Genomic DNA, 22325 nt, shown 5'->3' on the forward strand with positions numbered 1-22325 from the left:
CCGATGGAACTGCCGGCACAGGCTCAGGCCGAACGGGCCTTGGCGATCGCGCCGGTCAGCGTCTCGCGGTCGAGCACACCGCCGTAGAGTGTGGTGCCGATGGCAAAGGCCGGCGTCCCCCGGAAGCCAAGGGCCACCGCCTGCCTGTCGTTGCGCTGCAACAGCGCATTCCATTTGTCGGCGTTCTCGCGGTAGCTCGCCTGGGCCTCCTCGAGGGTGACAACGGCCCCCACCACCTCTTCGACCTGCTCCTGCGTGAGCCGGGCCTCGGTGTCCATCAGCGCCGCGTTGACCGCCGCGTAGCGGTCGAGCCCGACCGCGCCCAGCGCCAGCCGCGTGGCATAGGTCGAGGGCGGCCCGAAAATCGGCCAGTCCTTCATCACCAGCCGTACGTTGCCGTCGGCCTCCACCACGTCCCGCAGCAGCGGGTGCATGGCTTTGCAGTAGGGGCACTGGTAGTCGAAATACTCGACGATGGTGACGTCGCCCTCTGGGTTGCCCTGCTCGGGCGCCACCGGATCGTTCAGCACCTCGTCGATGCTCGGCGACTGCGCGCGGGCGAGATGCGGCAGCCCGACGACGCTGCCCAGCGCGCCGGCGGTCAGCCCGGCGCCGATGAGCGCCCTGCGGTTGATGGTCATGTCATTCTCCTCTCTGGGGTCGGTTCGATGTGGCTCAGCCCGGCTCCGGCGGCAGCGCGTCGAGCGTCTGTTCCGCCATGCCGGCAATATCGGGCGTGCCCGAGGCCGGAGACGCGGCGGGGCTCTGCCCCCCGTCCGCGATGTCCGACGGCGGGCGGGTGTACTTGCCGGTTTCCGCCGCGCTCAGCACGATCACGCGCGTGCCAGAGCTCACCTGGTCGGCAAGATGGATGACGTCCTGGTTGAACAGCCGGATGCAGCCCGAGGACACCGCCTTGCCGATGGACCACGGGCTGCGGGTGCCGTGGATGCGGTAGAGCGTGTCCTCGCCGCCCTGGTGCAGGTAGAGCGCGCGGGCGCCGAGCGGGTTGTCGAGCCCGCCCTCCATGCCGTCCTCGAACTGCGTGTAGACGTCGGGTTCGCGCTCGATCATGCTCTGCGTCGGCGTCCACGTCGGCCAGTCGCGCTGGTAGGGGATCCTGGCCTCGCCCGAGAACTCGCGCCCCGCCGCGCCCACGGCCACCGTGTAGCGCATCGCCGTGTCGTCGCCCTGCAGGTGGTAGAGCCGCTTGGCGCCGGGATCGACGATGATCGTGCCCGGCTCGAACGGCGCGTAGTAATCGACGAGCTGGCGCTTCTTGTCCTCGCTGAGATACTTGTCTTCGATCGCCGGCACCTGCAGCCCGTTATCCTCGGTGGCCGCGTACATGGCGCGCGTCTCGGGGCTGAGCGGCTGCTTGCGCGGCGGCTCCGGCGGCACCTCGACCACCTCCTGCAGGTTGCCGGTGTCGGACATCACGGTGTCGGGGGTGGGTTGGGGTTGCGGCGCGGTCACCTGCGCCGGGGAGGTGGAGGCCGGTGGCTGCGTGCAGGCGGCGAGCAGCGCCGCGACGGTCAGCCCCGCCGCTGCCCTGATGCGGGAAGAGGGTGTCATGTCGTGCCTTTCGAAAGTGTGGTCATGCGCCGGAGCAGTTCGGCGCGGGAGATCTCGCCCGTGTGGGTCCCGACGAGCCGCCCCTCGGCATCGAGGAACAGCGTCGCGGGCAGGCCCCTTGCGCCATAGGTCGCCATCAGGGCCCTCGCCGGGTCGAGGTAGATGCCCTCGCGGGCCAGACCAGCCTGCTCGAGAAAGCGTGTAATCTGCGGCGGCTGCTCGCCCTGGTTCACGAAGAGGATCGGCAGATCACCGCCGTCGGCGACCTCCATCATCATCGGCATCTCGCGGCGGCACGGAGGGCACCACGACGCCCACAGGTTGACGACGGCGGGACCATCAAGCGCGGTGAGGGTCAACGGCGCGCCGCCGAGCGCATGCAGCGGCACGTCGGGGGCCGGTCGGCCGCGCGGATCGGGAAACGCCGCCAGAAGGCCGAAGCCCAGCGCGACCGCGGCGAGCGCGAGCCCGCCAAGCGGCAGCGCGCCGCGGAGATCCCGCAGGGCCGTGACGGCCAGCGCGGCGCCAAGCCCGGCCAGCCCGAAGCCCACCGAGAAACCACCCTGCCAGACCTTGAGCACGTCCAGCGGGGCCTCGGCGAAGACCGCGAGGTTCTGCGCCACGTAGCCCGCGCGCGCCGCGATCAGCCCGGTGACGACAAGGCGCATCGCCTGCACCGCATGGCGCGCCGGGGCACCGCGCCGGCGGGCACGGATGTCGGCCAGCTCGGCGCCGCCAAGCAGCACGGCGCAGCCGAGGATGGCCGCGAGCCGGGCGGCGTCGAAGACCAGCGGCCCGAGCGCGACCGAGCTCATCGCGCGGCCTCGCGGAGGGCGGCGAGCAGCGCTTCCTCGTGAACATCGCCCACGAGCCGCGTGCCGGGCACCTCGGCGCGGGCGGCGTCGAGAAAGACCATGGTCGGCGGCCCCGCCGCGCCCAGCAGGTCGAGCGCGCGTTGCGCTTCGTCATCGAAGTCGGAGACGTCGACCTTGATCGGGGTCACGCCTTCCAGCGCCGCAAGCACCTGCGGGTCCGACAGCGGTCCGCGTTCGATGCTGCGGCAGGTGGTGCACCAGTCGGCGGTGACATAGACCAGCGCGGGTGCTTCCGATGCCGCGAGCGCGCTCTCGAGCCCATCGGTGCCGGTGACGGTGGCGAAGGGGTCGGCTTGCGCAGCGGAGGCATCGCGCGCGGCCAGCGGGGCGAGCGGCTTCAGCGGGTCGACCGCGCCCATCGCGGCACCGACGCCCTGCAGCGCCCCGGCAAAACCGAGGATCACCGCGAGCGCGGCGACCAGCGGCGCGGGGGCTTCGCGCGGAAACAGCGCCGCGCCCGCGCCGATCAGCAGCGCCGACCAGAGCGCCAGCGTGACCGGCCCCGGCAGGATACGGCCCAGCATCCAGACCGCGAGCCCGAGGAACACGAGCCCGAACAGCTGCCGGATGCGCTCCATCCACGCGCCCGAGCGCGGCAGCACCTGCGGACCGAAGGCCGCGACGGCCACCAGCGGCAGCCCCTGCCCCAGCCCCAGCGCGAACAGCGCCACGGCCCCGAGCAGCAGGTCGCCGCTCTGCGCGATGTAGAGCAGCGCCCCGGCCAGCGGCGCGGTCACGCAAGGCCCCACGATCAGCGCCGAGGTCACGCCCAACAATGCCGCCCCGGGCAGCGAGCCGCGACGCCCCTCGACCCGGTTCAGCCGGGCCGTCACGGCGGCGGGCATCCGCAACTCGAAGAGACCGAAGGCCGCGACGGCGAGCAGCACGAAGAGCCCGGCGGTCAGGATCACGGCAGGCGGCGACTGCAGCGCGATCTGCAGGTTCTCCCCGGACCACGCTGCCGCCGCGCCGATCAGTGCAAAGGCCCCGGCCATGCCCAGCACGTAGGCGCCGCCCAGAAGCGCTCCGCGCCGCGCCGAGGGTCGCTGGCTGCCACCTGCGACCATGCCCGCCACGATCGGGATCATCGGGAAAACACAAGGCGTGAGCGACAGCAGCAGCCCGAGCCCGAAGAAGCCGGCCACGACCATCAGCGTGCCGCCCGTCGAGAATCGTTCGATAAGCCCGTCGGTCTTCGCAAGCACGAGGCCGCCGTCGGCTGTCTGCTCGGGTTCAACCTCGGCCCCGGTGCCCGTGGAAGCGCCGTCACCCACCCGCGTGAAGCCGGAGCCCTGAAAGCCCTGCGTCGATTCCGCCGGTGACGCGCCGGGCGTGGACATCCCACCGTCCGCGCCAGCCTCGATGGTGCGGGTCTGTGGCGGATAGCAGATGCTATCCTCTTCGCAGCCCTGCCAGCGCAGCGTAACCGGCCCATCGGCGCCTTCGATACGGGCCTGCACGCCCTCGTGGAAGATCTCGACCTCGCCGAAGTTCGGATCGTCCTTCATCTCGCCGTCTGGCAGCGCCATCGGCAGGGCCGCTCCCGAACCATCCTCGGCACCCATGAAATCGCGATAGAGATAGTAACCTTCGGCGATCTCCCAGGTCGCGACCAGCGTGTCGCCCTCGCGCGCAACCTCGAGCCGGAACGCCTCGTCGGCCGGCAGCGGAGACTGTGCCGCGAGCGGCGCCGCAAGCGTTGTCAGGAAGACCATCAGGCAGAATCGGAGCATCATCATGCTGCCGGAGTTCGCCCGCCTAGCTTAACCCAATCTTAAGCCCATCCGGCGGCGTGCCAGCCTGCCGCCGCACCGCGGCGTCCGTCGTTTTCGGAATGGCGAATGCCGGTCGAGATATAGCGGGCGGGGGCACGGCATTGGATGGTCCCCTCGAACCTGAGCACAATTGGAACGCATCATGTCCTCGTTTCCCGAACGCGCAAATGTCGTCATCGTCGGTCTCGGCGGCATCGTCGGCGCCTCCGTCGCGCATCACCTGATAGAGCGCGGCTGGACCGACATCGTCGGCATCGACAAGTCCGCCATCCCCACCGACATCGGCTCGACCGGCCATGCCTCGGACTTCTGCTACTGCACCAGCCACGACCTGCTGAGCACGTGGTGCACGATGTATTCCGTCGATTTCTACGAGAAGATGGGCCACTACAGCCGCATCGGCGGTCTCGAGGTCGCGCGCGTCGGCGACGATGCCCGGATGCAGGAGCTCAAGCGCCGCTGCGATTCCGGCCGCGCCTTCGGCACCAACGTCAGGATGATCTCGGCCGCCGAGGCCAAGGAGAAGTTCCCGCTTCTGGAAGAGGACCAGATCCAGGGCGCCATGTGGGACCCGGACGCGGGCCTTGTCGTGCCGCGCTCGCAGACCGTCGCGGGCAAGCTGGTGGATGCCGCCGAGAAAAGCGGCAACCTGCGGGCCTTTGCCAACACCCCGGCGCTGGAGCTTCTGCAGGAAAACGGTCGGATCACCGGCGTGAAGACCCATCGCGGCACCATCATGGCCGATCACGTCGTGGTCTGCGCCGGCCTCTGGGGCCGCCTCATCGCCGAGATGGCGGGCGAGGATCTGCCGGTGATGCCGGTCGACCACCCGCTGACCTTCTTCGGCCCCTACGACGAGTTCGCCGGCACCGGGCTCGAGATCGGCCGTCCGCTGCTGCGCGACCAGGGCAACTCGGCCTACATGCGTGACACCGGCGACCCGCTGACCACCGAGGGCGGCCAGATGGAGTGGGGCTACTACTACGAGAAGGACGTGCGGATGGTGCATCCGCGCGACATTCTCGAAAAGGGCCAGGCCCGTCTCGGGCCGTCCATGCGCGATCTCGAGCTGGAAGACGTGATCGAGCCGCTCGAGCGCGCGATGGAGCTGACCCCGATCCTCGCCGAGCTGGGCTTCAACGAAAGCCACTCGTTCAACGGCCTGCTGCAGACCACCACCGACGGCGGCCCCTCGATGGGCGAAAGCCGCAAGCTGCGTGGCCTGTGGTACGCGGTGGCGGTCTGGGTCAAGGACGGCCCCGGCATGGGCAAGCTCATCGCCGACTGGATGACCGACGGCCGCACCGAGATCGACCATCACGCCATCGACTACGCACGCTTCCAGGACTTCCAGCTCGAGGAAGACTTCATCTGGGGCCGCTGCGAAGAGACAGCCGCCAAGATCTACAACCCGCCGGTTCACCCGCGCGAGCCCTTCGGCAACGGGCGCGGCATCCGCCGCTCGCCGTTCCATGAGCGCGAAGTCGAGCTGGGTGGCTACTTCATGGAACTCGGCGGCTGGGAGCGGGCGCACGGCTACGCGGCCAACGAGCACCTGCTCGAGAAATACGCCGACCAGGTGCCGGTCCGCGAGAACGAGTGGGACAACCGCCACTTCTGGCGCGTGTCCAACGCCGAACAACTCGAGATGAGCGCCGATTGCGGCATCATCAACCTGTCGCACTTCCACATGACCGACATCAGCGGCCCCGACCACGTGGCGCTGATGGAATGGCTCTGTGCCGCGAAGATCGGCGGCGGCACCATGGTCGGCAAGGGCATCTACACCCACATGCTCGATGACGAGGGCAACGTGCGGGCCGACTTCACCGTCTTCCGCATGGCCGACAAGTGCCGGCTCGTGAACGGTGCCGACGCCGGCCCGCGCGATCTGGAATACATGAAGCGGATGGCGCAGGACAAAGGCTTCGACGTCACCATCACAGACGTGACCGAGGCGTATACCACCATTGGCATCTGGGGGCCCAACGCCCGCGAGACGCTGAAGAAGGTGGTGGCCGATCCGGAAGCGCTGAACGTCGAGAACTTCCCCTTCGCGGCGATCAAGCCGATCGAGATCGCGGGCAAGACCGTCACCGCCTTCCGGATTTCCTATGTCGGCGAGCAGGGCTGGGAGCTTCACATGCCCTACGACGACGGGCTTGCCGTCTGGGATGCGCTCCGCGAAACCGGCGTGCTGGCAGTGGGTGTCGAGACCTATGCGAACTCGCGCCGGCTCGAGAAGTCGCTGCGGCTGCAGAACGCGGACCTTCACACGCAATACAACCTCTACGAAGCCGACCTCGCGCGGCCCAAGGTCAAGGAGGCCGACTTCCGCGGCAAGGAGAAGCATCTCGAGTATCGCGCCCGCGCGCACCAGCCGGCGATGCTCTGCACGCTGGTGATGACCGACAACGTCGATTCGAACGGGGTGGCCCGCTACCCGGTGAACACCATGCCGGTGATGGATCCCGAGACCGGCGCCGTGCTGGTCGACGCGCTTGGCCGTCGCTCCTACACCACGTCGCAGGCGTTCGGGCCGAGCGTCGGGCGGAACATCATGCTGGCCTACCTCCCGTGGGACTACTGCGAGGTGGGCCGGAAGCTGCAGGTGACCTATTTCGACGAGCCCTTCCCGGTCGAGGTCGCGGGCGTCGGCTACGCACCGCTCTACGACCCGGAAAACCTCAAGCCCCGCAGCTGAGCGGCTCCGGAACGAAACGAGGGCCGGCGTGCGAAAGCGCGCCGGTCCTTGCCTTGCGGGGTCCTGCCCGACGCTATCCCCGCTCCGCCAGCCAGTCCGCGAAGAGCCGGGCGTTGGCCGAGGCGCGGGCATGGATGCGCAGGTAGAACGGCCAGGGCGACGCCATCGCCTCGGGCACCAGCTGCACAAGCCGGCCGCTTTCCAGCGAATTGCCCAGAAGACCTTCCCAGCCCAGCACCGCGCCGACGTGATCCTCGGCCGCCTGCAGGGAGATCAGGTAGTTGTTCAGGAAGAAGCCCGGCCCGGTCGGCGCCGGCCGGTCCATTGCCGCGAACCAGTCATGCCACTCGGTATGGGCGTTGGCCCCCGACTGGGTATGGATGAGCGGCGCCTCTGCCAGGTCCCCGAGCCCGTCAATCCCGTAGCTCGCGGCGAACTGCGGCGAGCCGAGCGCCAGGATGCGATCGTGGAAGAGCACGCGGGTCTCGTCCTCTTCCCGCGCCGGATCGCCGTAATGGATGCTGAGATCCGCCCCCGTGACCTTCCCGCTGTCCTGGATGATCTGGGATATCGCGACCCCGGGATGCGCCTTCCAGAACGCGGCGAGCCGGGGCGTCAGCCAAAGCCCGCTCATCGCCGTGGTCGCCGCGATGGCAACGCCGCTGCGATCATGGTGATGACGGATTCGCGCCACGCTGTCCGAGATCGTCTCGAATCCCCGCTGCAGCGCGACGAACAGCAGCGCACCCGCCTCGGTCAGCTCGACTCCGCGGTAATGACGGTTGAAGAGCGGCTGACCCAAGGCCTGTTCCAGCGCCTTGATCCGGTGGCTGACGGCCGCCGGGGTTACGTTGAGTTCGGATGAGGCCACCTTGAAGCTCAAATTGCGGGCAGCCGCCTCGAAGCAGGCAAGGTCTCCGAGAGAGGGTAAATCATAGGGCTTGGGCACGTGGAAGTCGCTTTCGGACCGGGGATGTCGCCTTTGGCACGAGGCGCGAGTGACATTAGACAGACTAAACCCAGATGAGTTTTTTGCCAATTGTCAAGCGGCCCGACCGATGGCTTCGTGCGCCACATGCCCCGTCCGCGACAGGAGTCCGCCATGGCAGCCCAGACGCCCCCGCTTTCCGAACTGCTGCTGCAGCACCGCCCCGGTCACGCGCTTCCGCAGCCGTTCTACAACGACCCCGCCATCTTCGAGGCCGACCTCGAGGCGTTCTTCTACCGCGACTGGCTCTATGCCTTCCCGGCCTGCCTGCTCGAGAAGACCGGCAGCTACCAGCGGCTGAAGATCGGCGCCTACGACGTGATCGTGCTGCGGGACGGCAAGGGCGAGATCGCCGCCTTCCACAACACCTGCCGCCATCGCGGCTCGGTGATCTGTGCGGCGGCGCAGGGCCGCGTGGCCAAGCTGACCTGCCCCTACCACCAGTGGACCTACGATCTTGACGGACGCCTGCTCTGGGCCCGCGACATGGGCCCGGACTTCGACCCGTCGAAGCATGGCCTCAAGCCGGTGCACTGCCGCACGATGGCAGGGCTGGTCTACATCTGCCTTGCCGACGAGGCGCCCGATTTCGACACCTTCGCCGAGACAGTCGCCCCCTATCTCGCGGTGCACGACCTGTCGAACGCCAAGGTTGCCCACCAGTCGACGATCATCGAAAAGGGCAACTGGAAGCTGGTCTGGGAGAACAACCGCGAGTGCTACCACTGCGCGGGCAACCACCCCGATCTGTGCCGGACCTACCCCGAGGACCCGACCATCAGCGGCGTGAGCCAGGACGGCGTGTTCCCGGACACCGTCGAGAAGCACTTCAACCGCCTCGAGCAGGCCGGGGCACCCTCGCGCTTCCGGCTGTCGGAGAGCGGCGAGTTCCGCGTCGCGCGGATGCCCCTGCTCGACGGTGCCGAAAGCTACACCATCAACGGCAAGATCGCCGTGCAGAAGAAGCTCGGCCGCATCCCTATGAACGACGCAGGCACGCTTCTGCTGTTCCACTACCCGACGACCTGGAACCACTTCCTGTCGGATCACTCCATCACCTTCCGCGTGACCCCGATCGGGCCGCAGGAAACCGAGGTGCAGACCACCTGGCTGGTCAACAAGGACGCGGTCGAGGGCGTGGATTACGACCTCAAGAACCTCACCACCGTCTGGGAGCACACCAACGACGAGGACCGTCGCGTCGTCGAGGACAACCAGCAGGGCATCAACTCGCCCGCCTACGAGCCCGGCCCCTACTCGGCCAGCCACGAGGACGGCGTGATCCAGTTCGTGAGCTGGTACCTCGACCGGATGCGCGCGTCACACCTCCCCGACGCCATGGCGGCAGAGTAAGTTCCGATGGCCGCAAGCAAGACCGCCGCCGTCTGGACCGACGACGAGCCGCTGGAGTGCGTCTCGATCCTGCCGGAGACCCCGAACGTCATCACCGTGTGCTTCCAGGCGCCGTCCGGGCGCCCGTTCGGCTTCCGCGCCGGGCAGTTCGTCACGCTCGAGCTGCCGGTGCCCGGAGGGCCGCTCTACCGCACCTACACGATCTCTTCGTCGCCCTCGCGCCCGCTGTCGCTGACGATCACCATGAAGGCGCAGGCCGACAGCATCGGCACACGCTGGATCATGGACAACCTGCGCCCCGGCATGACCCTCAAGGCGCTGGGGCCGGCGGGCCGCTTCACGGCGACCGAACACCCGGCGAAGAAGCACCTCTTCATCTCGGCGGGCTCCGGCATCACCCCGATGATGTCGATGACCACCGATTTCTACGATCGCGGCCGGGCCTGCGACATCGTCTTCGTGAACTGTGCCCGGCGCCCGTCAGAGATCATCTTCCGCGAGCGGCTGGAACATATCGCCTCGCGGATGGAGGGAATCGAGCTGCGCTGGGTGGTCGAGGCGCCCGACAAGTACCAGCCCTGGACCGGCTACCAGGGCCAGTTCAACCAGCTGATGCTTGGCCTCATGGCGCCCGACTACCTCGAGCGCGAGGTTTTCTGCTGCGGCCCCGAGCCCTTCATGCAGGCGGTGCGCGAGGCGCTGGCGGGTCTCGGCTTCGACATGGAGCACTACCACCAGGAAAGCTTCACCGCGCCGGGCACCCCTGGGCCCGAGCTGGTCGAGGCCCCCGTCCCCGAGGACGACCTGCCGGAAGAGAACGTGCAGGCCGAGATCGCCTTCGAGATTTCCGGCGTCACGGCCACCTGCCCCGAGACAGACACCGTCCTCGCGGCGGCGCGCTCTGCCGGGGTCGCGATCCCCTCGGGCTGCACGTTCGGCGTCTGCGGCACCTGCAAGGTGAAGAAGACCGGCGGCGATGTGCACATGGTGCACAACGGCGGCATCACCGAGGACGAGATCGAAGAGGGCTACATCCTCGCCTGCTGCTCGAACCCGCGCGGCAAGGTCTCGCTCGACCTTTAATCCCTTCGGCAGCGCGCATTTTGCAGCGCTGCCGAAGCCGCTGCCCCAAGCCGGACCATTTGCGCTCAAATGATAAGCGCCGGATATGCCATTTGGTCGCACCCGCGTGGCTTTCGGCAATTTCTGCGGTGCCGCGTCTTGTTTCGGTCCTGACCGATATTACTCTCGGAACAGAAGCCCGATGACATGCGTATGTCGCGCAGACAATCGGTGAATGAGCGGATGGCCTTCTCCCTTATGGCACCATCCGTATCTCAGGTCGGTCCGCCCCTCCTCCTCCCGGCGGACCGACCACCCTTGCCACTCCACCGCTGACCTCCCGGACGCACCAGGCCGCTGCGCGAGGGCTGCCCGGGAACCGAAAACGCCCCCGCAGTTCCCTGCGAGAGCGTTTCCCGTAGCATCAGCAAATCATGGAGGCGTCCCGTTCGCCCGCCGGAGACCTCCGCCGGGCGAAAGCGCCCGCGGCTCAGGCGCCGAGTTCGGTCCAGGCCATGTCCTCGCCGCCAAGACCGCCCTTCTGCACGCGGGTCGGCAGGCCGATCCGGTCAAGGATGGTGAAGAACGGCTTGGGGTCCATCTCCTCGACGTTCTTCATGGTCTTCGCGTCCCACTCGCCCGAGGCGATCAGCATCGCGGCGGCGACCGGCGGCACACCCGCGGTGTAGGAGATGCCCTGGCTGCCCACTTCCTCGTAGGCTTCCTTGTGATCCGCGACGTTGTAGACGAAGAGCTCGACCGGCTCGCCGTCCTTGGTCCCCGTCACGAGATCGCCGATGCAGGTCTTGCCGGTGTAGTCCGGCGCCAGCGAGGCGGGATCGGGCAGGCAGGCCTTCACCACCTTGAGCGGCACGACCTCCTGGCCTTCGGCGGTGGTCACCGGCTGCTCGGACAGCAGTCCGATGTTCTTCAGCACGGTGAACACGTTGATGTAGTGGTCACCGAAACCCATCCAGAACCGCACGTCGGCCTCGGGGTAGTTGGTCGCCAGCGAGTGCACCTCGTCATGGCCCGACTGGTAGGCCTTGGACGGGCCGACCACCGGCAGATCCCATGTCTTGCCGCTCTCGAACATCGACAGCTCTTTCCACGTCTGGTCTTCCCAGTAGTAGACGGTGCCGGTGAACTCGCGGAAGTTGATCTCGGGGTCGAAGTTCGTCGCGAAATACTTGCCGTGCGAGCCCGCGTTGATGTCGACGATGTCGATGCTCTTCACCTCGTCCATCTGGTCGATGGCAAAGCGCGCATAGGCGTTCACCACGCCCGGGTCGAAGCCCGCGCCGAGGATCGCCGTCACGCCCTTTTCGGCGCAGAGGTCGCGTTTCTTCCACTCGTAGTTGGCATACCACGGCGGCGTCTCGCAGATCTTGTCGGGCTCTTCGTGGATCGCGGTGTCGATGTAGGCGGCGCCGGTCTCGATGCAGGCGTCGAGCACGTGCATGTTCACGAAGGCGGTGCCCACGTTGATGACGATTTCGGCGCCGGTCTCGCGGATGACGCGGGCGACCTCTTCGGACTTCGTGGCGTCGACCGCATGGGCCTCGAACACGCCGTCGACCTTCATCGCCCCCTTGTCACGGACGCTGGCGATGATCTCGTCGCACTTGGATTTCGTCCGGCTGGCGATGTGGAGATCCCCCAGCACGTCGTTGTTCTGGGCACACTTGTGCGCCACCACTTGCGCGACGCCACCGGCGCCGATGATGAGAACGTTCTTCTTCAAGTCAGAACCCCCTTTGATGGTGATGCCCGTTGCGGGGCGGTCAGCTCACGACAGGGCAGCCGCGAAATCGTCGTAGGTGAAGGCTTTCACAAGCCGCTCGGTGCCGTCCAGCTCCCGGATCGCGATGGAGGGCATCTGGACGCCGTTGAACCAGTTCTTCTTGACCATCGTGTAACCGGCGGCATCCTCGATGCTCAGCCGGTCGCCGGCAGCCAGCGCCTTGGGGAAGCGGAACTCGCCGAAGATATCCCCGGCCAGGCAGGACTTGCCGCAGATCATCCACTCCTGGTCACCGCTCTCGGCCATCTTCGCGCTCTCGCGGTAGATCAGCAGGTCGAGCATGTGCGCCTCGATCGAGCTGTCGACGATGGCGAGGTTCTTGCCGTTGAACAGCGTATCCAGGACCGTGACCTCGAGCGTGGTCGACCTGGTGATCGCCGCCTCGCCGGGCTCGAGGTAGACCTGCACCTCGTTTTCGCCCGCGAAGCGCTTGAGCCGCTCGGCGAGCTTGTCGAGCGGGTAACCCTCGCCGGTGAAATGGATGCCGCCACCGAGCGAGATCCAGTTCATCCGCTTGATGAGAGACCCGAAGCGCGCCTCGATCTGACCCAGCATCTCGTCGAACCGCTCGAAGCTGTCGTTCTCGCAGTTGTTGTGGAACATGAAGCCGCTGATGAGCTCGGCCACGGGCTCGATATCCTCGGGCGCGTGCTCGCCCAGCCGCGAGAAGGGGCGCGCCGGGTCGGCAAGGTCGAAGCCGGAGGTCGAGACGCCGGGGTTTACCCGCAGGCCACGGGTGTGGTCGCGGCTGACCTCCTCGAAGCGCGCAAGCTGCTGCGCGGTGTTGAAGATCACCTTGTCGGACGAGGCGAGCACCTCGTCGATCTCGTGCGGGGCCCAGGCGACGGAATAGGCGTGCGTCTCGCCCGGGAATTTCTCGCGCCCCAGCTTCACCTCGAACAGCGACGACGAGGTCGTGCCATCCATGTATTCGCTCATCATGTCGAAGACCGACCACGTCGCGAAACACTTCAGCGCCAGCAGCGCCTTGGCGCCGGACTGTTCGCGCAGCCAGGCGATCTTTTCCATGTTCGGCAGAAGGCGGGACTTGTCGATGAGGTAGTAGGGCGTCTGCATTCGCGTCGGAACCTTGTCTCGGGGGAAAACCGGGAGGATGCATGGGCGGGGCGGGCGTCGCCTTGGGCACATAGAGCGTGACGCCCCCTGTCGCAATGGTCAACCTCCGCGACCTGCCCGGTATCGCGCTTCAGGCGGCGCAAGATGTGAACATCCCCCGAGGAACACTTGCTCCGCTGGCCGGTTGAGACTCGTTCTTTGCCAGAGGAGACCCCCATGGAGGACCATCCGTACAACGCCACGCAGCAGGATCCCGACACCCCGTTCGACGGCGCGCCGGCCGGTGGCTGGGGATCGCTCAAGGGGGTCGCGCGCATCACCGGTGAAGCGAAACCCTCGGCGGTGGCAATGAAGATCCTTGGCGGCCTCAACAAACCCGGCGGCGTCATGTGTTCATCCTGCGCATGGGCGAAGCCTGCCAAGCCCAACACCTTCGAGTTCTGCGAGAACGGCGCCAAGGCGACGCTGTGGGAACTCGACCGCCGCCGCGTCGGTGCAGAGTTCTTCGCCGAGCACAGCGTGGAGACGCTGCGCGGCTGGCACGACCATGACCTCGAAAGCTCGGGCCGGCTGACCGAACCGATGCGCTACGATCCCGGGAGCGGCCATTACAAGCCGGTCTCCTGGGACGAGGCCTTTGCCGAGATCGGCCGCGAGCTGGCGGCGATGTCCCCGAAGGAGGCGGTGTTCTATGCCTCCGGCCACGCCGGGCTCGAGGCATCGTATCTCTACGCGCTCTTCGCCCGCGCCATGGGGCACCAGAACCTGCCGCAATCGTCGAACATGTGCCACGAGACCACGAGCGTGAACCTCAAGGCGGCGATCGGCACGCCGGTCGGCACCTGCACGCTCGAGGATTTCGACCACTGCGACACGATCTTCTTCTTCGGTCAGAACACCGGCAGCAACTCACCACGCTTCCTGCACGTGCTGAAGGAGGCCGTGGACCGGGGCTGCAAGATCGTCACCTTCAACCCGGTGCGCGAGCGCGGGCTGATCGAGTTCGCCGACCCGCAGAGCCCGGCGCAGATGACGGTAAGCGGCCCCACGACCATCTCGGACCATTACTACCAGGTGAAGCCGGGCGGTGACATCGCGGCGATGGCGGGCCTGATGAAATGCGTGCTTGCCGCCGAGGACGCGGCGCCCGGCACCGTGCTCGACCAGGACTTCATCGCCGCCGAGACCACCGGCTTCGACGAGACCGCCGCCCGCATCCGCGCCACCGACTGGACCGAGATCGAGGCGGAGTCGGGTCTCACCCGCGCGATGATCGAAGAGGCCGCCGAGGTCTACCTGTCGGCCGACCGTGCCATCGGCATTTACGGCATGGGGCTGACCCAGCACGTCAATGGCTGGCTCAACCTCGGGATGCTGGTGAACCTGCTGCTCATGCGCGGCAACATCGGCAAGCTCGGCGCCGGCATCTCGCCGGTGCGCGGACACTCCAACGTGCAGGGCCAGCGCACCGTGGGCGTGGGCGAGAAATCCGCGCACATGCCCGCCGACAAGCTCAAGGAGCTGTTCGGCATCGACGCCCCCACCGAGGAAGGCCTGAACGCGGTGCACGCCTGCGAGGGCATCCTCGACGGCCGGGTGAAGGCGATGATCTCGCTCGGCGGCAACCTCGTGCGCGCCCTGCCCGACCGCGAGCGGATGGAGGCTGCCTGGCCCAAGCTGCGGCTCTCGGTGCATGTGGCCACAAAGCTCAACCGCTCGCATCTCGCGCCCGGGAAGGTCAGCTACATTCTGCCCTGCCTCGGCCGCACCGACCGCGACATCCAGGCGGGCGGCGAACAGGCAGTGTCGATGGAAGACACCTTCAGCCACATCTACGGCTCCATCGGGCAGGCCGAGCCGCCGTCCGATCAGGTGAAATCCGAGCTGGCCGTCGTCGCCGGCATCGCCAAGGCAACGCCGCCGCCGAACCCCGCGCTCCGCTGGGACGAGTGGACGGCGAACTACGACCTCGTGCGCGCGCTCATCGCCAGGACGTTTCCCGATGACTTCGCGGAGATGAACGAGAAGCTGATGCAGCCCGGCGGCTTCTACCGCGGCAACCCGGCGCGCGAACGCAACTGGCAGACCGACAGCGGCAAGGCGCAGTTCACCACGCCGACGACGCTGTCTGCACTCGGCGGGAAGCCTGCCGGCAAGGACGGCATGACACTGGTGACGCTGCGCTCGAACGACCAGTTCAACACCACGATCTACGGCTTCTCCGACCGGCTCCGCGGCCTGTCCGGTGGCCGCGAGGTGGTGCTGATCCACCCCGCCGAAATCGAGCGCCTGGGCCTCGAAGAGGGTCAGCGCGTCGCGTTGGAAACGCTGATCGACGACGGTGTCAACCGCCGGGTCGAAGGGCTCACCGTGACCTCCTACGATCTGCCGCCGGGCTGCGTCGCGGGCTACTACCCCGAGCTCAACCCGCTGGTGCCGCTCAGCTACCACGAGAAAAACTCGCAGACCCCGGCATACAAGGGCACCCCGGTGCGCATCGTGGCCTAGGTGCCAAGGGCGGCCGTGCGCCGCCCTACTCCCACTCGAGTTCGGTAAAGGCCACCGTGGCGTTGCGCGGGTTGTAGGCCTCGAACAGTGACCAGTCGTCGGCTTCCTCCGCCGCGATGCGTCCCACCGCCTCCGACAGGCGCGCGCCCTCGTCCAGCGCCTTGCGCGTATCGCGCGCCAGCGTGTCGAGGTAGCGCTTGAGCGGCGCCGCACCCTCGGGCCAGCCCATCACAGGCCCCCCGTGTCCCGGAATCATCCGGTCCGCCTCGATCTTCGCCATGTCGTCCAGAACCGCCTGCCATCCGCGCAGCGAGCCGTCCAGCGCTGGCGCATGGCGGTCGAACACCAGATCACCGGCGAACAGCGTGCCGGTTTGCGCGTCGAACACGGTCAGGTCTGTGCCGGTGTGCGCCAGCGGCCAGGCGCGCAGCCGCAGCGCCCGCCCCCCAAGATCGATCTCGGCCACGTCCTCGATGCCTCGATCCACCTGCGGCACGTCGCTGCCGAGAAACGCCCCGGGCCCGATGAGCCGCGAGAAGCTCTCGAGGTAGCTCTCCCGCCGCTCCGCCAGCGCCCGCTGCAGCCCCGCATGACCGACGACCTCGGCCCCCGCGAAGACACCGGCCCCGAAGACGTGGTCCGGGTGCATGTGCGTCAGGATGACATGTGTCACCGGCAGGTCGCTGCGGACGCGGATCGCCCGCCACAGCGCTTCCCCGACCTGCGCCGAGCCGCCGCTGTCGATCACCGCGATGGCGGTCTCGCCCACCACGAAGCCAAGGTTCGACACGTCGCCGTGGTTCGCGGCATCCGGCTCGGCGATGGCGCCCGTGTGCACGTAGACCCCCGGCGCCGCCTCGATCACCGGCAGCACCGGCCCGGCCTGCGCGCAGGCTGCCCCCTCGACCGGGCGCGCGCGCAGGCCCGCCTCGCAGGCCGCGCGGGTCCCGGTGGCGTAGCCCGGCACCAGCGCCTCGCGACAGGCCTCGCCCTCCGCCAACGTCGCGCACAGCATCATCACCGCTTCGAACATGTCGGGCCCTCCTCTCCAGCAGCCTCCTCCCGCGCGGAAAGCTGATCCACACCGACGATGGGCGCGGTATCGCGCGGCACCCGTCTCTGGCATACTAAAGCCCTCAGACCATGCGAGGAGGAGGAGCATGGACCATCGATCCCTGACCGCGGCCCTGCTGGCAGCGGCGCTTCTGGCGTCGCCGCTCAAGGCCGCCGACACCCCCAACCCGCTGACCGACAGCCCGACGTGGGACAGCCTGCGCGCCGACGTCACCGGGCAGGACACGCCGATACCCGCCGCCGACGGGCTGTTCACGCTCGACGCCCCCTACCGCGCCGAGGACGCCGCCACGGTGCCGCTGCGGATCGTGCAGGCCGATCCGTCGGTGCCGATCCGCGCCGCGACGGTGGTGATCGACGAGAACCCCGCGCCGGTGGCCGGCACCTTCACCTTTTCCGAGGCGATGGCGCCGCTCGACTTCGAGTTTCGGGTGCGGGTGAACCAGTATTCCAACGTGCGCGTCATCGCCGACACGCCGGGGGGGCTGCGGATGGACGGGCGCTTCGTGAAGGCCTCGGGCGGCTGCTCGGCGCCGGCCACGAAGGACCCGGAGCAGGCGCTCGCGGGCATGGGACAGATGAGGCTGCGCCTCTTCGGCCAGGAGCCTGCCGCGGAACCGGCCATGTCGACACCCCGGCGCGAGGCGCAGATCATGGTCCGCCACCCGAACTACTCGGGTCTGCAGCGCGACCAGATCACCCAGCTCTTCATCCCCGCGCATTTCATCGATCACCTCGAGGTCTGGCAGGGCGAGGAGCAGCTCTTCGCCATGGATGGCGGGATCTCGATCAGCGAGAACCCGGCCTTCCGCTTTTCCTACGACGACAACGGCGCCCCGGCGCTGACGGTCCGGGCCACCGACACCGAGGGCAACCGCTTCGAGACGGTCCTGCCCAAGGCCGGCGGTTGACCCAGGTAGGGTGGGCACTCCCTGCCCACCCGTCCCGGCATCGGCTCAGAAGAAACAGACCACCTCGGCCTCGGCCTGCGCCCGGCGCAGCGCCACGACAAGATCGTTCGCCGCCACGGCGCTGTTGAACACCGCCATGCGCTCGCCGCCGGTGAGCCGCATCGACAGCACGGTCTCCGCCTCGACGTAGGCCTCGTAGGGCAGGATCGAGGCGATCTCGTCGATCGAGCAGGAACACTGCCGCAGCGCCTGGCGGCTCTGGCCGTTGGCCGCCATGCAGCCGAAGACGTAGTCGGCCCGCGCCTCGGTCGGGTAGTCGTTGAGCCGCTCGGCCACGCTCTGCGCCGCGGCCATCCCCGGCGCGAGCGTCGCGGCGCAGACAAGCAGCGCGCGGATCATTCCGCCGCCACCGTGTCGAAACGCAGCTCCGAAACGTAGCCCTCCGGATCGCCACCGACCTTCGGCGCCTCGGCCACGAGGCTCACGTACCAGCCGGGCACCGCCTCGGACATCGTGACACGCATCTCGAGATCACCGAACCCCTGCATCCGGTCGCGGTTCGGATCGTCGGAAAACGGACGCAGCGTGACCGTGCGCACCGGGCGCATCTCGCCACCGATCCGGGCCTCACCCTCCTCGATGTCGGCGGGACGGACCAGCGCCTCCTTCACCCGGTTGCGGATGTAGAAGGGAGAGCCCCCGGCGGTCTCGGCCATGTCGCGGATCACGCTCTCGTAGAAGTACATGATCATCGGGTTGCCGACGCTCGCCGGAAAGCTGCCGAGGTTGCGGTGCTTGCCGTCCTGCAGGAACTGCAGGTTGGCGAGCACGGCCTCGCCCTCGGTGAACGACAGCGCGATCTCGCCGGTGTCGCGTTCCGCGGCTTCGGGCTTGGCGGCATTGGTCACGGTGCGGGTATAGTGCAGCACCTCGTCGCGCCGAACGTCGTCGAGCGTGCCCTCCTTGAACAGCAGGTCGTAGGTCTGCGTGGCCTCCGTCGTCGCCGCCGCCGCGGGCAGGGCGAGACAGGCCACCGCCGCCATCAAAGCCAATGTCTTGCGCATGTGTAGAATCCTCCCTGACGCCAGCCTATTCCCCCCACCACGGCTGTCATTGCCGACTTTTGTCGGTGCCCGCCAGACGCGCCGCGCCCGGCGTTTCTTCTGGCCGGAAATATCCCGGGGGGTCCGGGGGGCTGGCCCCCCGGCCCGACGCGCGAGGGGGTCTCACTCCGCCGCCGCCTCTTCCGGCGCCTGCCAGCGGATCTTCCACTCGATGAGCGGGCGCAGCCGCGACAGCTGCACCGGTTTCGTCAGCACCGAGAACCCCTCGCGCGCGCCGGTCTTCAGAAGCTCGTTGCTGCGGTCGGCGGTGATCATGATCGCCGGCACCCGCACCCCCGACAGCGCGCGCACCGCCGCGATGGCGCGGTCGCCGGTGTCGCCGTCGTCGAGCTGGTAGTCGGCGAGGATGATGTCGGGCGGCATCCCCATGTCGCGGACGTGGCGCAGCGCCTCGGCGGTCGAGCCCGCCGCCAGCACGCTCGCACCCCATTGCTCGAGCTTGCCGGTGAAGGCGAAGAGCACGTCTGGATCGTTCTCGATCAGCAGCACGATGTGCGACATCTCGTAGTCCTCGACAGGCGTCCGGTCGCAGCCCTCCTGCGCACCCGGGGGCCGACCGGCGGCAATCTCCATCTCGATCGAGAACACCGAGCCGCTGCCCGGTTTCGAGCGCACCCGGACCTTGTGCCCGAGATGCCGGCAGGTGCGGTCGACGATCGACAGCCCCAGACCGACGCCAGAGCCCAGCGGCACGTTCTCGGCGCGGGCGAACTCCTCGAAGATCCGCTTCTGGTCCTTGCGCGAGATGCCGACGCCGGTGTCCCAGACCTGCAGCTCGACCCGGTCACCCCGGCGCCTGCAGCCGACCAGCACGCGCCCGCCGGCGGGGGTGTACTGGATCGCGTTCACCATCAGGTTCTGGATCGAGCGCAACAGGTAGACCGGGTCCGAGCGCACGAAGACCATGCTTGGCACCACGTCGAGCTGCACCCCCTTGCGCTGCGCCAGCGGTGTCTGGTCCTCCCAGACGCTGCGCATCAGCGTGCCGAGGCACACGTCCGAGGGCGTCAGCGCCCGGTCGGCGCTTTCCAGCCGCGAGATGTCCAGCAGCGAGTGCAGCAGCTGCTCGATCGAGGCGAAGGAGCCGTCGAGCCGCTCGACCATCGGCGCAAATCGGGTCTCGGCGGCGCTGTCGCGCAGCGTGGCAATCAGCAGCTTCGCGGCGTTGATGGGCTGCAGCAGGTCGTGGCTCGCCGCCGCGAGGAAGCGGGTCTTGGACGACACCGCCGCCTCGGCGCGTTCCTTGGCCAGCCGCAGCTCGTCCTCGACGCGGGCCATCTCGACGAACTGCTCGCGCAGCTGGGCGTTGGCGCGGGTCAGCTCGGCGGTGCGTTCGGCGACGCGGTTCTCGAGCATCTCGGTCGCGCGGGTTTCCAGCGTCACGTCCTTGAGCTCGAGCAGCACGCCGCCGTCTGGCAGCCGGTGCGCGTGCAGGTCCAGCATCCGCCCCGTGGCGTGGCGCACCCGGCGGCGCAGGCGGCCCTGCCGCTCGAGCCGGTCGAGCCACTGCGCGATTTCCAGCGCGCCGGCCTCGGTGATGATCTCGTGGCGGGCGACGAAATCCAGCAGCCGCTGCAGCTCGGTGCCCTTCTGCAGCATCGTGTAGGGCAGCCCGAGCAGCTGCCGGAACTGCTGGTTGTACATCATCACCGCGCCCTCGGGAGAGAAGGTGCACACCCCCGAGGTCATGTTCTCGAACACCGCCTGCAGGTAGTCGGCCTGCGCGTCGATCAGGGTTTCCTTTTCCGACCGGTTGCGCCGGACGATGGCGGTGATCTCGGTGAGCAACAGCACGAGGTTCTCGGAACTCGTCCGCTGCAGGTTGATCTGGTACCAGCGGTCGCCTGCCAGCTCGAACACCAGCGACACGACCGAGGCCCCCACCCGGCTGCGCCGCGCCTGCGCCAGCGCCACGTCGAAATTGCCCTCGACGGTGACGAGATGGCGGCTCTCGGACATGGCGGCAAAGCAGTCCTCGACCGACAACCCGCGCTGCAGCCGGGCCGAGATGTCGGGCAGCAGCCGCAGGAAGATGTCGTTGCCCACCTCGAGCCGTCCGCCGGTGAACAGCGCCACGCCGCCGTCCATCGCCGAGAGCGCGTCGGCGAGGTTCTTGCGCATCCGCTCGCTGTCATCGCGGGCGTGGCGCAGCTCGTCGGTGGTACGTTCGAGATCGCGGGTCTTGGCCCAGACCTGCGCCTGCAGCGCGATGGCCGACTGAAAGGCGCCATAGGCCGAGCTGCCGACCTCGTGCTGCCGGTTGGCGCGGCGCATCAGCGCGTCGATGATCTTTGCCTGCCGGGCGACCTGTTGTTCGAGCGGCTCCTCGGGGTCGATCATGCGAACTCCCTCCGCGGCGGCTCGAAGAAGGCGACCCCCACGAAGGTCTGGTTCACGTGCACGCCGCAATGCTGCTCGCCGTAGGTGTTGAACCCGACGACACGGCGGCGGCGGAAGATCTCGCTCACCTCGCCGGTGAGCTGCTTCTGCTCGATCTCGAGCTTGCGCAGGACGCAGTCGAAGCCGAGCACGAAGTCAGGCTGCCCGTCGCGGCCGTCGCGCACGTCGAGCTCGGCCTCGAGGGTCTCGATGATCTCCTTGCCGCGCCCGAGCGTCAGGATCAGCCCGTCGTCGATCGCGCCCAGGAACGAGAGCGCATGCGCGCCCGGCGCGTCATGCACCGCGCGCACGTGGTAGTTCATGTTCTGCCGCACCAGCATCGGGTTCTCGGCAAAGACCTGCGGCGACAGCTGCTCGACCGGGCAGCCGACGATGCGCGCGTATTCCAGCGCCGCCGGCGCGCCGTTGATCTCGAGCACCAGCCGCTCGTCGGGGATGGCGTTGGTCACCACCATCTGCCGCTCGGTCGGCAGGAAATGGTCGAAACCGAGGCCACGGAACTCGAGGTCGGTCTCGAGCAGCAGCAGCAGCGCGGCGTTGGTGTGGAACTGTCCATCGTGCAGCACGAAGGTCTCGCGGAAGGCAAGGTTGTCGCCCGCCGAGCCACCGAATACCGGCACCTCGCCAAGCGCCGCCTCGAGCGTGGCGACCAGCAGATCCTCCTGTTTCGACAGCCCGTCGGCAAGGATCAGCGCCAGCCGGTTCCAGCCGGCCGTGCGCTGGAACTGCGCGGCGTGGCTGCGGACCTGCCGGGCGATGCCCTTCATCGACATCGGCTTGAGCGGCGCGATCAGCATCGAGGCGCAGCGGAAGTGCGCGCGCGGAAAGGCGAGCAGCAGCAGCGCCTCGGTCTCGTAGCCTTCGGTGGTGATGGTGCCTGCCGTGGTGCAGCCGAAGACCGGCACGCCCCCGGCGCCCGCGTCGAGCGCAGCGGCCACCTCGTCGAGCGACAGCCCGTCGGGCACCAGCGCCAGCAGGAAACAGGTGTCGTCGAGGTCGACGGCGCGCAAAGCCTCCTCGACCGCCGCTTGGGCGCTCGTCTCGCGCGAGACGGCGATTCCGACGTATCTGGGCGCCGCCCCTTCCATCGCCATT

At 68.2% G+C, this 22325-nt stretch carries 17 protein-coding genes; 5 read left to right on the forward strand and 12 right to left on the reverse strand.

Features of this window, described 5'->3' with window-relative positions:
- Nucleotides 1-23: 23 nt before the first annotated feature.
- Genes D6860_RS18330 through dsbD form a run of 4 tightly spaced genes read right to left on the reverse strand, consistent with a single transcriptional unit; the run spans nucleotide 24 to nucleotide 4189 of the window.
- Complete coding sequence (locus tag D6860_RS18330; protein ID WP_076622878.1) at nucleotides 24-641, reverse strand: DsbA family protein; 618 nt, start codon at nucleotides 639-641, stop codon at nucleotides 24-26.
- A 34-nt stretch (nucleotides 642-675) separates the two neighbouring features.
- Nucleotides 676-1575 carry a L,D-transpeptidase gene (locus D6860_RS18335; protein ID WP_076622879.1) on the reverse strand — a complete coding sequence of 300 codons (900 nt, stop codon included), beginning with the start codon at nucleotides 1573-1575 and terminating at the stop codon, nucleotides 676-678.
- Nucleotides 1572-2390, reverse strand: coding sequence for a TlpA family protein disulfide reductase (locus tag D6860_RS18340; RefSeq protein ID WP_076622880.1), 819 nt, complete (start codon nucleotides 2388-2390; stop codon nucleotides 1572-1574). The genes D6860_RS18335 and D6860_RS18340 overlap by 4 nt, the downstream gene beginning before the upstream one ends.
- Nucleotides 2387-4189, reverse strand: a complete 1803-nt coding sequence (gene dsbD / locus D6860_RS18345) for a protein-disulfide reductase DsbD (RefSeq protein ID WP_229743275.1) — start codon at nucleotides 4187-4189, stop codon at nucleotides 2387-2389. Before dsbD ends, D6860_RS18340 begins: the two co-directional genes overlap by 4 nt.
- A 178-nt stretch (nucleotides 4190-4367) precedes the next feature.
- On the opposite strand from dsbD, the gene D6860_RS18350 reads away from it, so the two are divergent.
- Nucleotides 4368-6929 (forward strand): GcvT family protein, encoded by a 2562-nt coding sequence (locus D6860_RS18350; protein WP_076625300.1) that lies wholly within the window; start codon nucleotides 4368-4370, stop codon nucleotides 6927-6929.
- A 73-nt stretch (nucleotides 6930-7002) separates the two neighbouring features.
- Here D6860_RS18350 and D6860_RS18355 read toward each other — a convergent pair whose 3' ends face one another.
- Nucleotides 7003-7878, reverse strand: coding sequence for a LysR substrate-binding domain-containing protein (locus D6860_RS18355; protein WP_076622881.1), 876 nt, complete (start codon nucleotides 7876-7878; stop codon nucleotides 7003-7005).
- 153 nt (nucleotides 7879-8031) lie between these two features.
- Between D6860_RS18355 and D6860_RS18360 the strand changes: the two genes are divergently transcribed.
- Together D6860_RS18360 and D6860_RS18365 are read left to right on the forward strand one after the other, a co-directional pair.
- A complete protein-coding gene (locus D6860_RS18360) occupies nucleotides 8032-9270 on the forward strand; it encodes an aromatic ring-hydroxylating oxygenase subunit alpha (RefSeq protein ID WP_076622882.1) in 1239 nt (412 codons plus the stop codon).
- Nucleotides 9271-9276: 6 nt separating this feature from the next.
- On the forward strand, nucleotides 9277-10353 hold the full coding sequence (locus D6860_RS18365; RefSeq protein ID WP_076622883.1) for an FAD-binding oxidoreductase: 1077 nt from the start codon (nucleotides 9277-9279) through the stop codon (nucleotides 10351-10353).
- 469 nt (nucleotides 10354-10822) lie between these two features.
- On the opposite strand, the gene D6860_RS18370 is transcribed toward D6860_RS18365, so the two are convergent.
- Entirely contained in the window at nucleotides 10823-12076 is a 1254-nt protein-coding gene (locus D6860_RS18370; RefSeq protein ID WP_076622884.1) for a saccharopine dehydrogenase family protein, read from the reverse strand.
- 45 nt (nucleotides 12077-12121) lie between these two features.
- Nucleotides 12122-13213, reverse strand: coding sequence for a carboxynorspermidine decarboxylase (locus D6860_RS18375; protein WP_076622885.1), 1092 nt, complete (start codon nucleotides 13211-13213; stop codon nucleotides 12122-12124).
- Nucleotides 13214-13429: 216 nt separating this feature from the next.
- Between D6860_RS18375 and D6860_RS18380 the strand changes: the two genes are divergently transcribed.
- The gene (locus D6860_RS18380; RefSeq protein WP_076622886.1) at nucleotides 13430-15721 is read left to right on the forward strand and encodes an FdhF/YdeP family oxidoreductase; all 2292 of its coding nucleotides are present in this window, start codon (nucleotides 13430-13432) and stop codon (nucleotides 15719-15721) included.
- Between the two features lie 25 nt (nucleotides 15722-15746).
- Here the strand turns inward: D6860_RS18380 and D6860_RS18385 are convergent, their stop codons facing one another.
- A complete protein-coding gene (locus D6860_RS18385; RefSeq protein ID WP_076622887.1) occupies nucleotides 15747-16754 on the reverse strand; it encodes a quinoprotein relay system zinc metallohydrolase 2 in 1008 nt (335 codons plus the stop codon).
- Between the two features lie 127 nt (nucleotides 16755-16881).
- Between D6860_RS18385 and D6860_RS18390 the strand changes: the two genes are divergently transcribed.
- The gene (locus tag D6860_RS18390; protein ID WP_076622888.1) at nucleotides 16882-17706 is read left to right on the forward strand and encodes a quinoprotein dehydrogenase-associated SoxYZ-like carrier; all 825 of its coding nucleotides are present in this window, start codon (nucleotides 16882-16884) and stop codon (nucleotides 17704-17706) included.
- Between the two features lie 45 nt (nucleotides 17707-17751).
- On the opposite strand, the gene D6860_RS18395 is transcribed toward D6860_RS18390, so the two are convergent.
- The 4 genes from D6860_RS18395 to D6860_RS18410 form a co-directional block, all read right to left on the reverse strand.
- Complete coding sequence (locus tag D6860_RS18395) at nucleotides 17752-18105, reverse strand: hypothetical protein (protein WP_076622889.1); 354 nt, start codon at nucleotides 18103-18105, stop codon at nucleotides 17752-17754.
- Nucleotides 18102-18770: a hypothetical protein gene (locus tag D6860_RS18400; RefSeq protein ID WP_076622890.1), complete on the reverse strand. Its 669-nt coding sequence runs from the start codon at nucleotides 18768-18770 to the stop codon at nucleotides 18102-18104. Before D6860_RS18400 ends, D6860_RS18395 begins: the two co-directional genes overlap by 4 nt.
- A 162-nt stretch (nucleotides 18771-18932) precedes the next feature.
- Nucleotides 18933-21170 carry an ATP-binding response regulator gene (locus tag D6860_RS18405; protein ID WP_076622891.1) on the reverse strand — a complete coding sequence of 746 codons (2238 nt, stop codon included), beginning with the start codon at nucleotides 21168-21170 and terminating at the stop codon, nucleotides 18933-18935.
- On the reverse strand, nucleotides 21167-22324 hold the full coding sequence (locus tag D6860_RS18410) for an FIST N-terminal domain-containing protein (protein WP_076622892.1): 1158 nt from the start codon (nucleotides 22322-22324) through the stop codon (nucleotides 21167-21169). The genes D6860_RS18405 and D6860_RS18410 overlap by 4 nt, the downstream gene beginning before the upstream one ends.
- Between the last annotated feature and the right edge of the window lies 1 nt (nucleotide 22325).

The sequence above is a fragment of the Salipiger sp. D13 genome (genome assembly GCF_003703915.1).
GTDB classification, from domain to species: domain Bacteria; phylum Pseudomonadota; class Alphaproteobacteria; order Rhodobacterales; family Rhodobacteraceae; genus Salipiger; species Salipiger profundus.

Coding starts and splice junctions, on each gene's coding strand:
- D6860_RS18330 (WP_076622878.1), bottom strand. CDS start 641: ATGACCATCAACCGCAGGGCGCTCATCGGCGCCGGGCTGACCGCCGGC.
- D6860_RS18335 (WP_076622879.1), bottom strand. CDS start 1,575: ATGACACCCTCTTCCCGCATCAGGGCAGCGGCGGGGCTGACCGTCGCG.
- D6860_RS18340 (WP_076622880.1), bottom strand. CDS start 2,390: ATGAGCTCGGTCGCGCTCGGGCCGCTGGTCTTCGACGCCGCCCGGCTC.
- dsbD (WP_229743275.1), bottom strand. CDS start 4,189: ATGATGATGCTCCGATTCTGCCTGATGGTCTTCCTGACAACGCTTGCG.
- D6860_RS18350 (WP_076625300.1), top strand. CDS start 4,368: ATGTCCTCGTTTCCCGAACGCGCAAATGTCGTCATCGTCGGTCTCGGC.
- D6860_RS18360 (WP_076622882.1), top strand. CDS start 8,032: ATGGCAGCCCAGACGCCCCCGCTTTCCGAACTGCTGCTGCAGCACCGC.
- D6860_RS18365 (WP_076622883.1), top strand. CDS start 9,277: ATGGCCGCAAGCAAGACCGCCGCCGTCTGGACCGACGACGAGCCGCTG.
- D6860_RS18375 (WP_076622885.1), bottom strand. CDS start 13,213: ATGCAGACGCCCTACTACCTCATCGACAAGTCCCGCCTTCTGCCGAAC.
- D6860_RS18380 (WP_076622886.1), top strand. CDS start 13,430: ATGGAGGACCATCCGTACAACGCCACGCAGCAGGATCCCGACACCCCG.
- D6860_RS18385 (WP_076622887.1), bottom strand. CDS start 16,754: ATGTTCGAAGCGGTGATGATGCTGTGCGCGACGTTGGCGGAGGGCGAG.
- D6860_RS18390 (WP_076622888.1), top strand. CDS start 16,882: ATGGACCATCGATCCCTGACCGCGGCCCTGCTGGCAGCGGCGCTTCTG.
- D6860_RS18395 (WP_076622889.1), bottom strand. CDS start 18,105: ATGATCCGCGCGCTGCTTGTCTGCGCCGCGACGCTCGCGCCGGGGATG.
- D6860_RS18400 (WP_076622890.1), bottom strand. CDS start 18,770: ATGCGCAAGACATTGGCTTTGATGGCGGCGGTGGCCTGTCTCGCCCTG.
- D6860_RS18405 (WP_076622891.1), bottom strand. CDS start 21,170: ATGATCGACCCCGAGGAGCCGCTCGAACAACAGGTCGCCCGGCAGGCA.
- D6860_RS18410 (WP_076622892.1), bottom strand. CDS start 22,324: ATGGCGATGGAAGGGGCGGCGCCCAGATACGTCGGAATCGCCGTCTCG.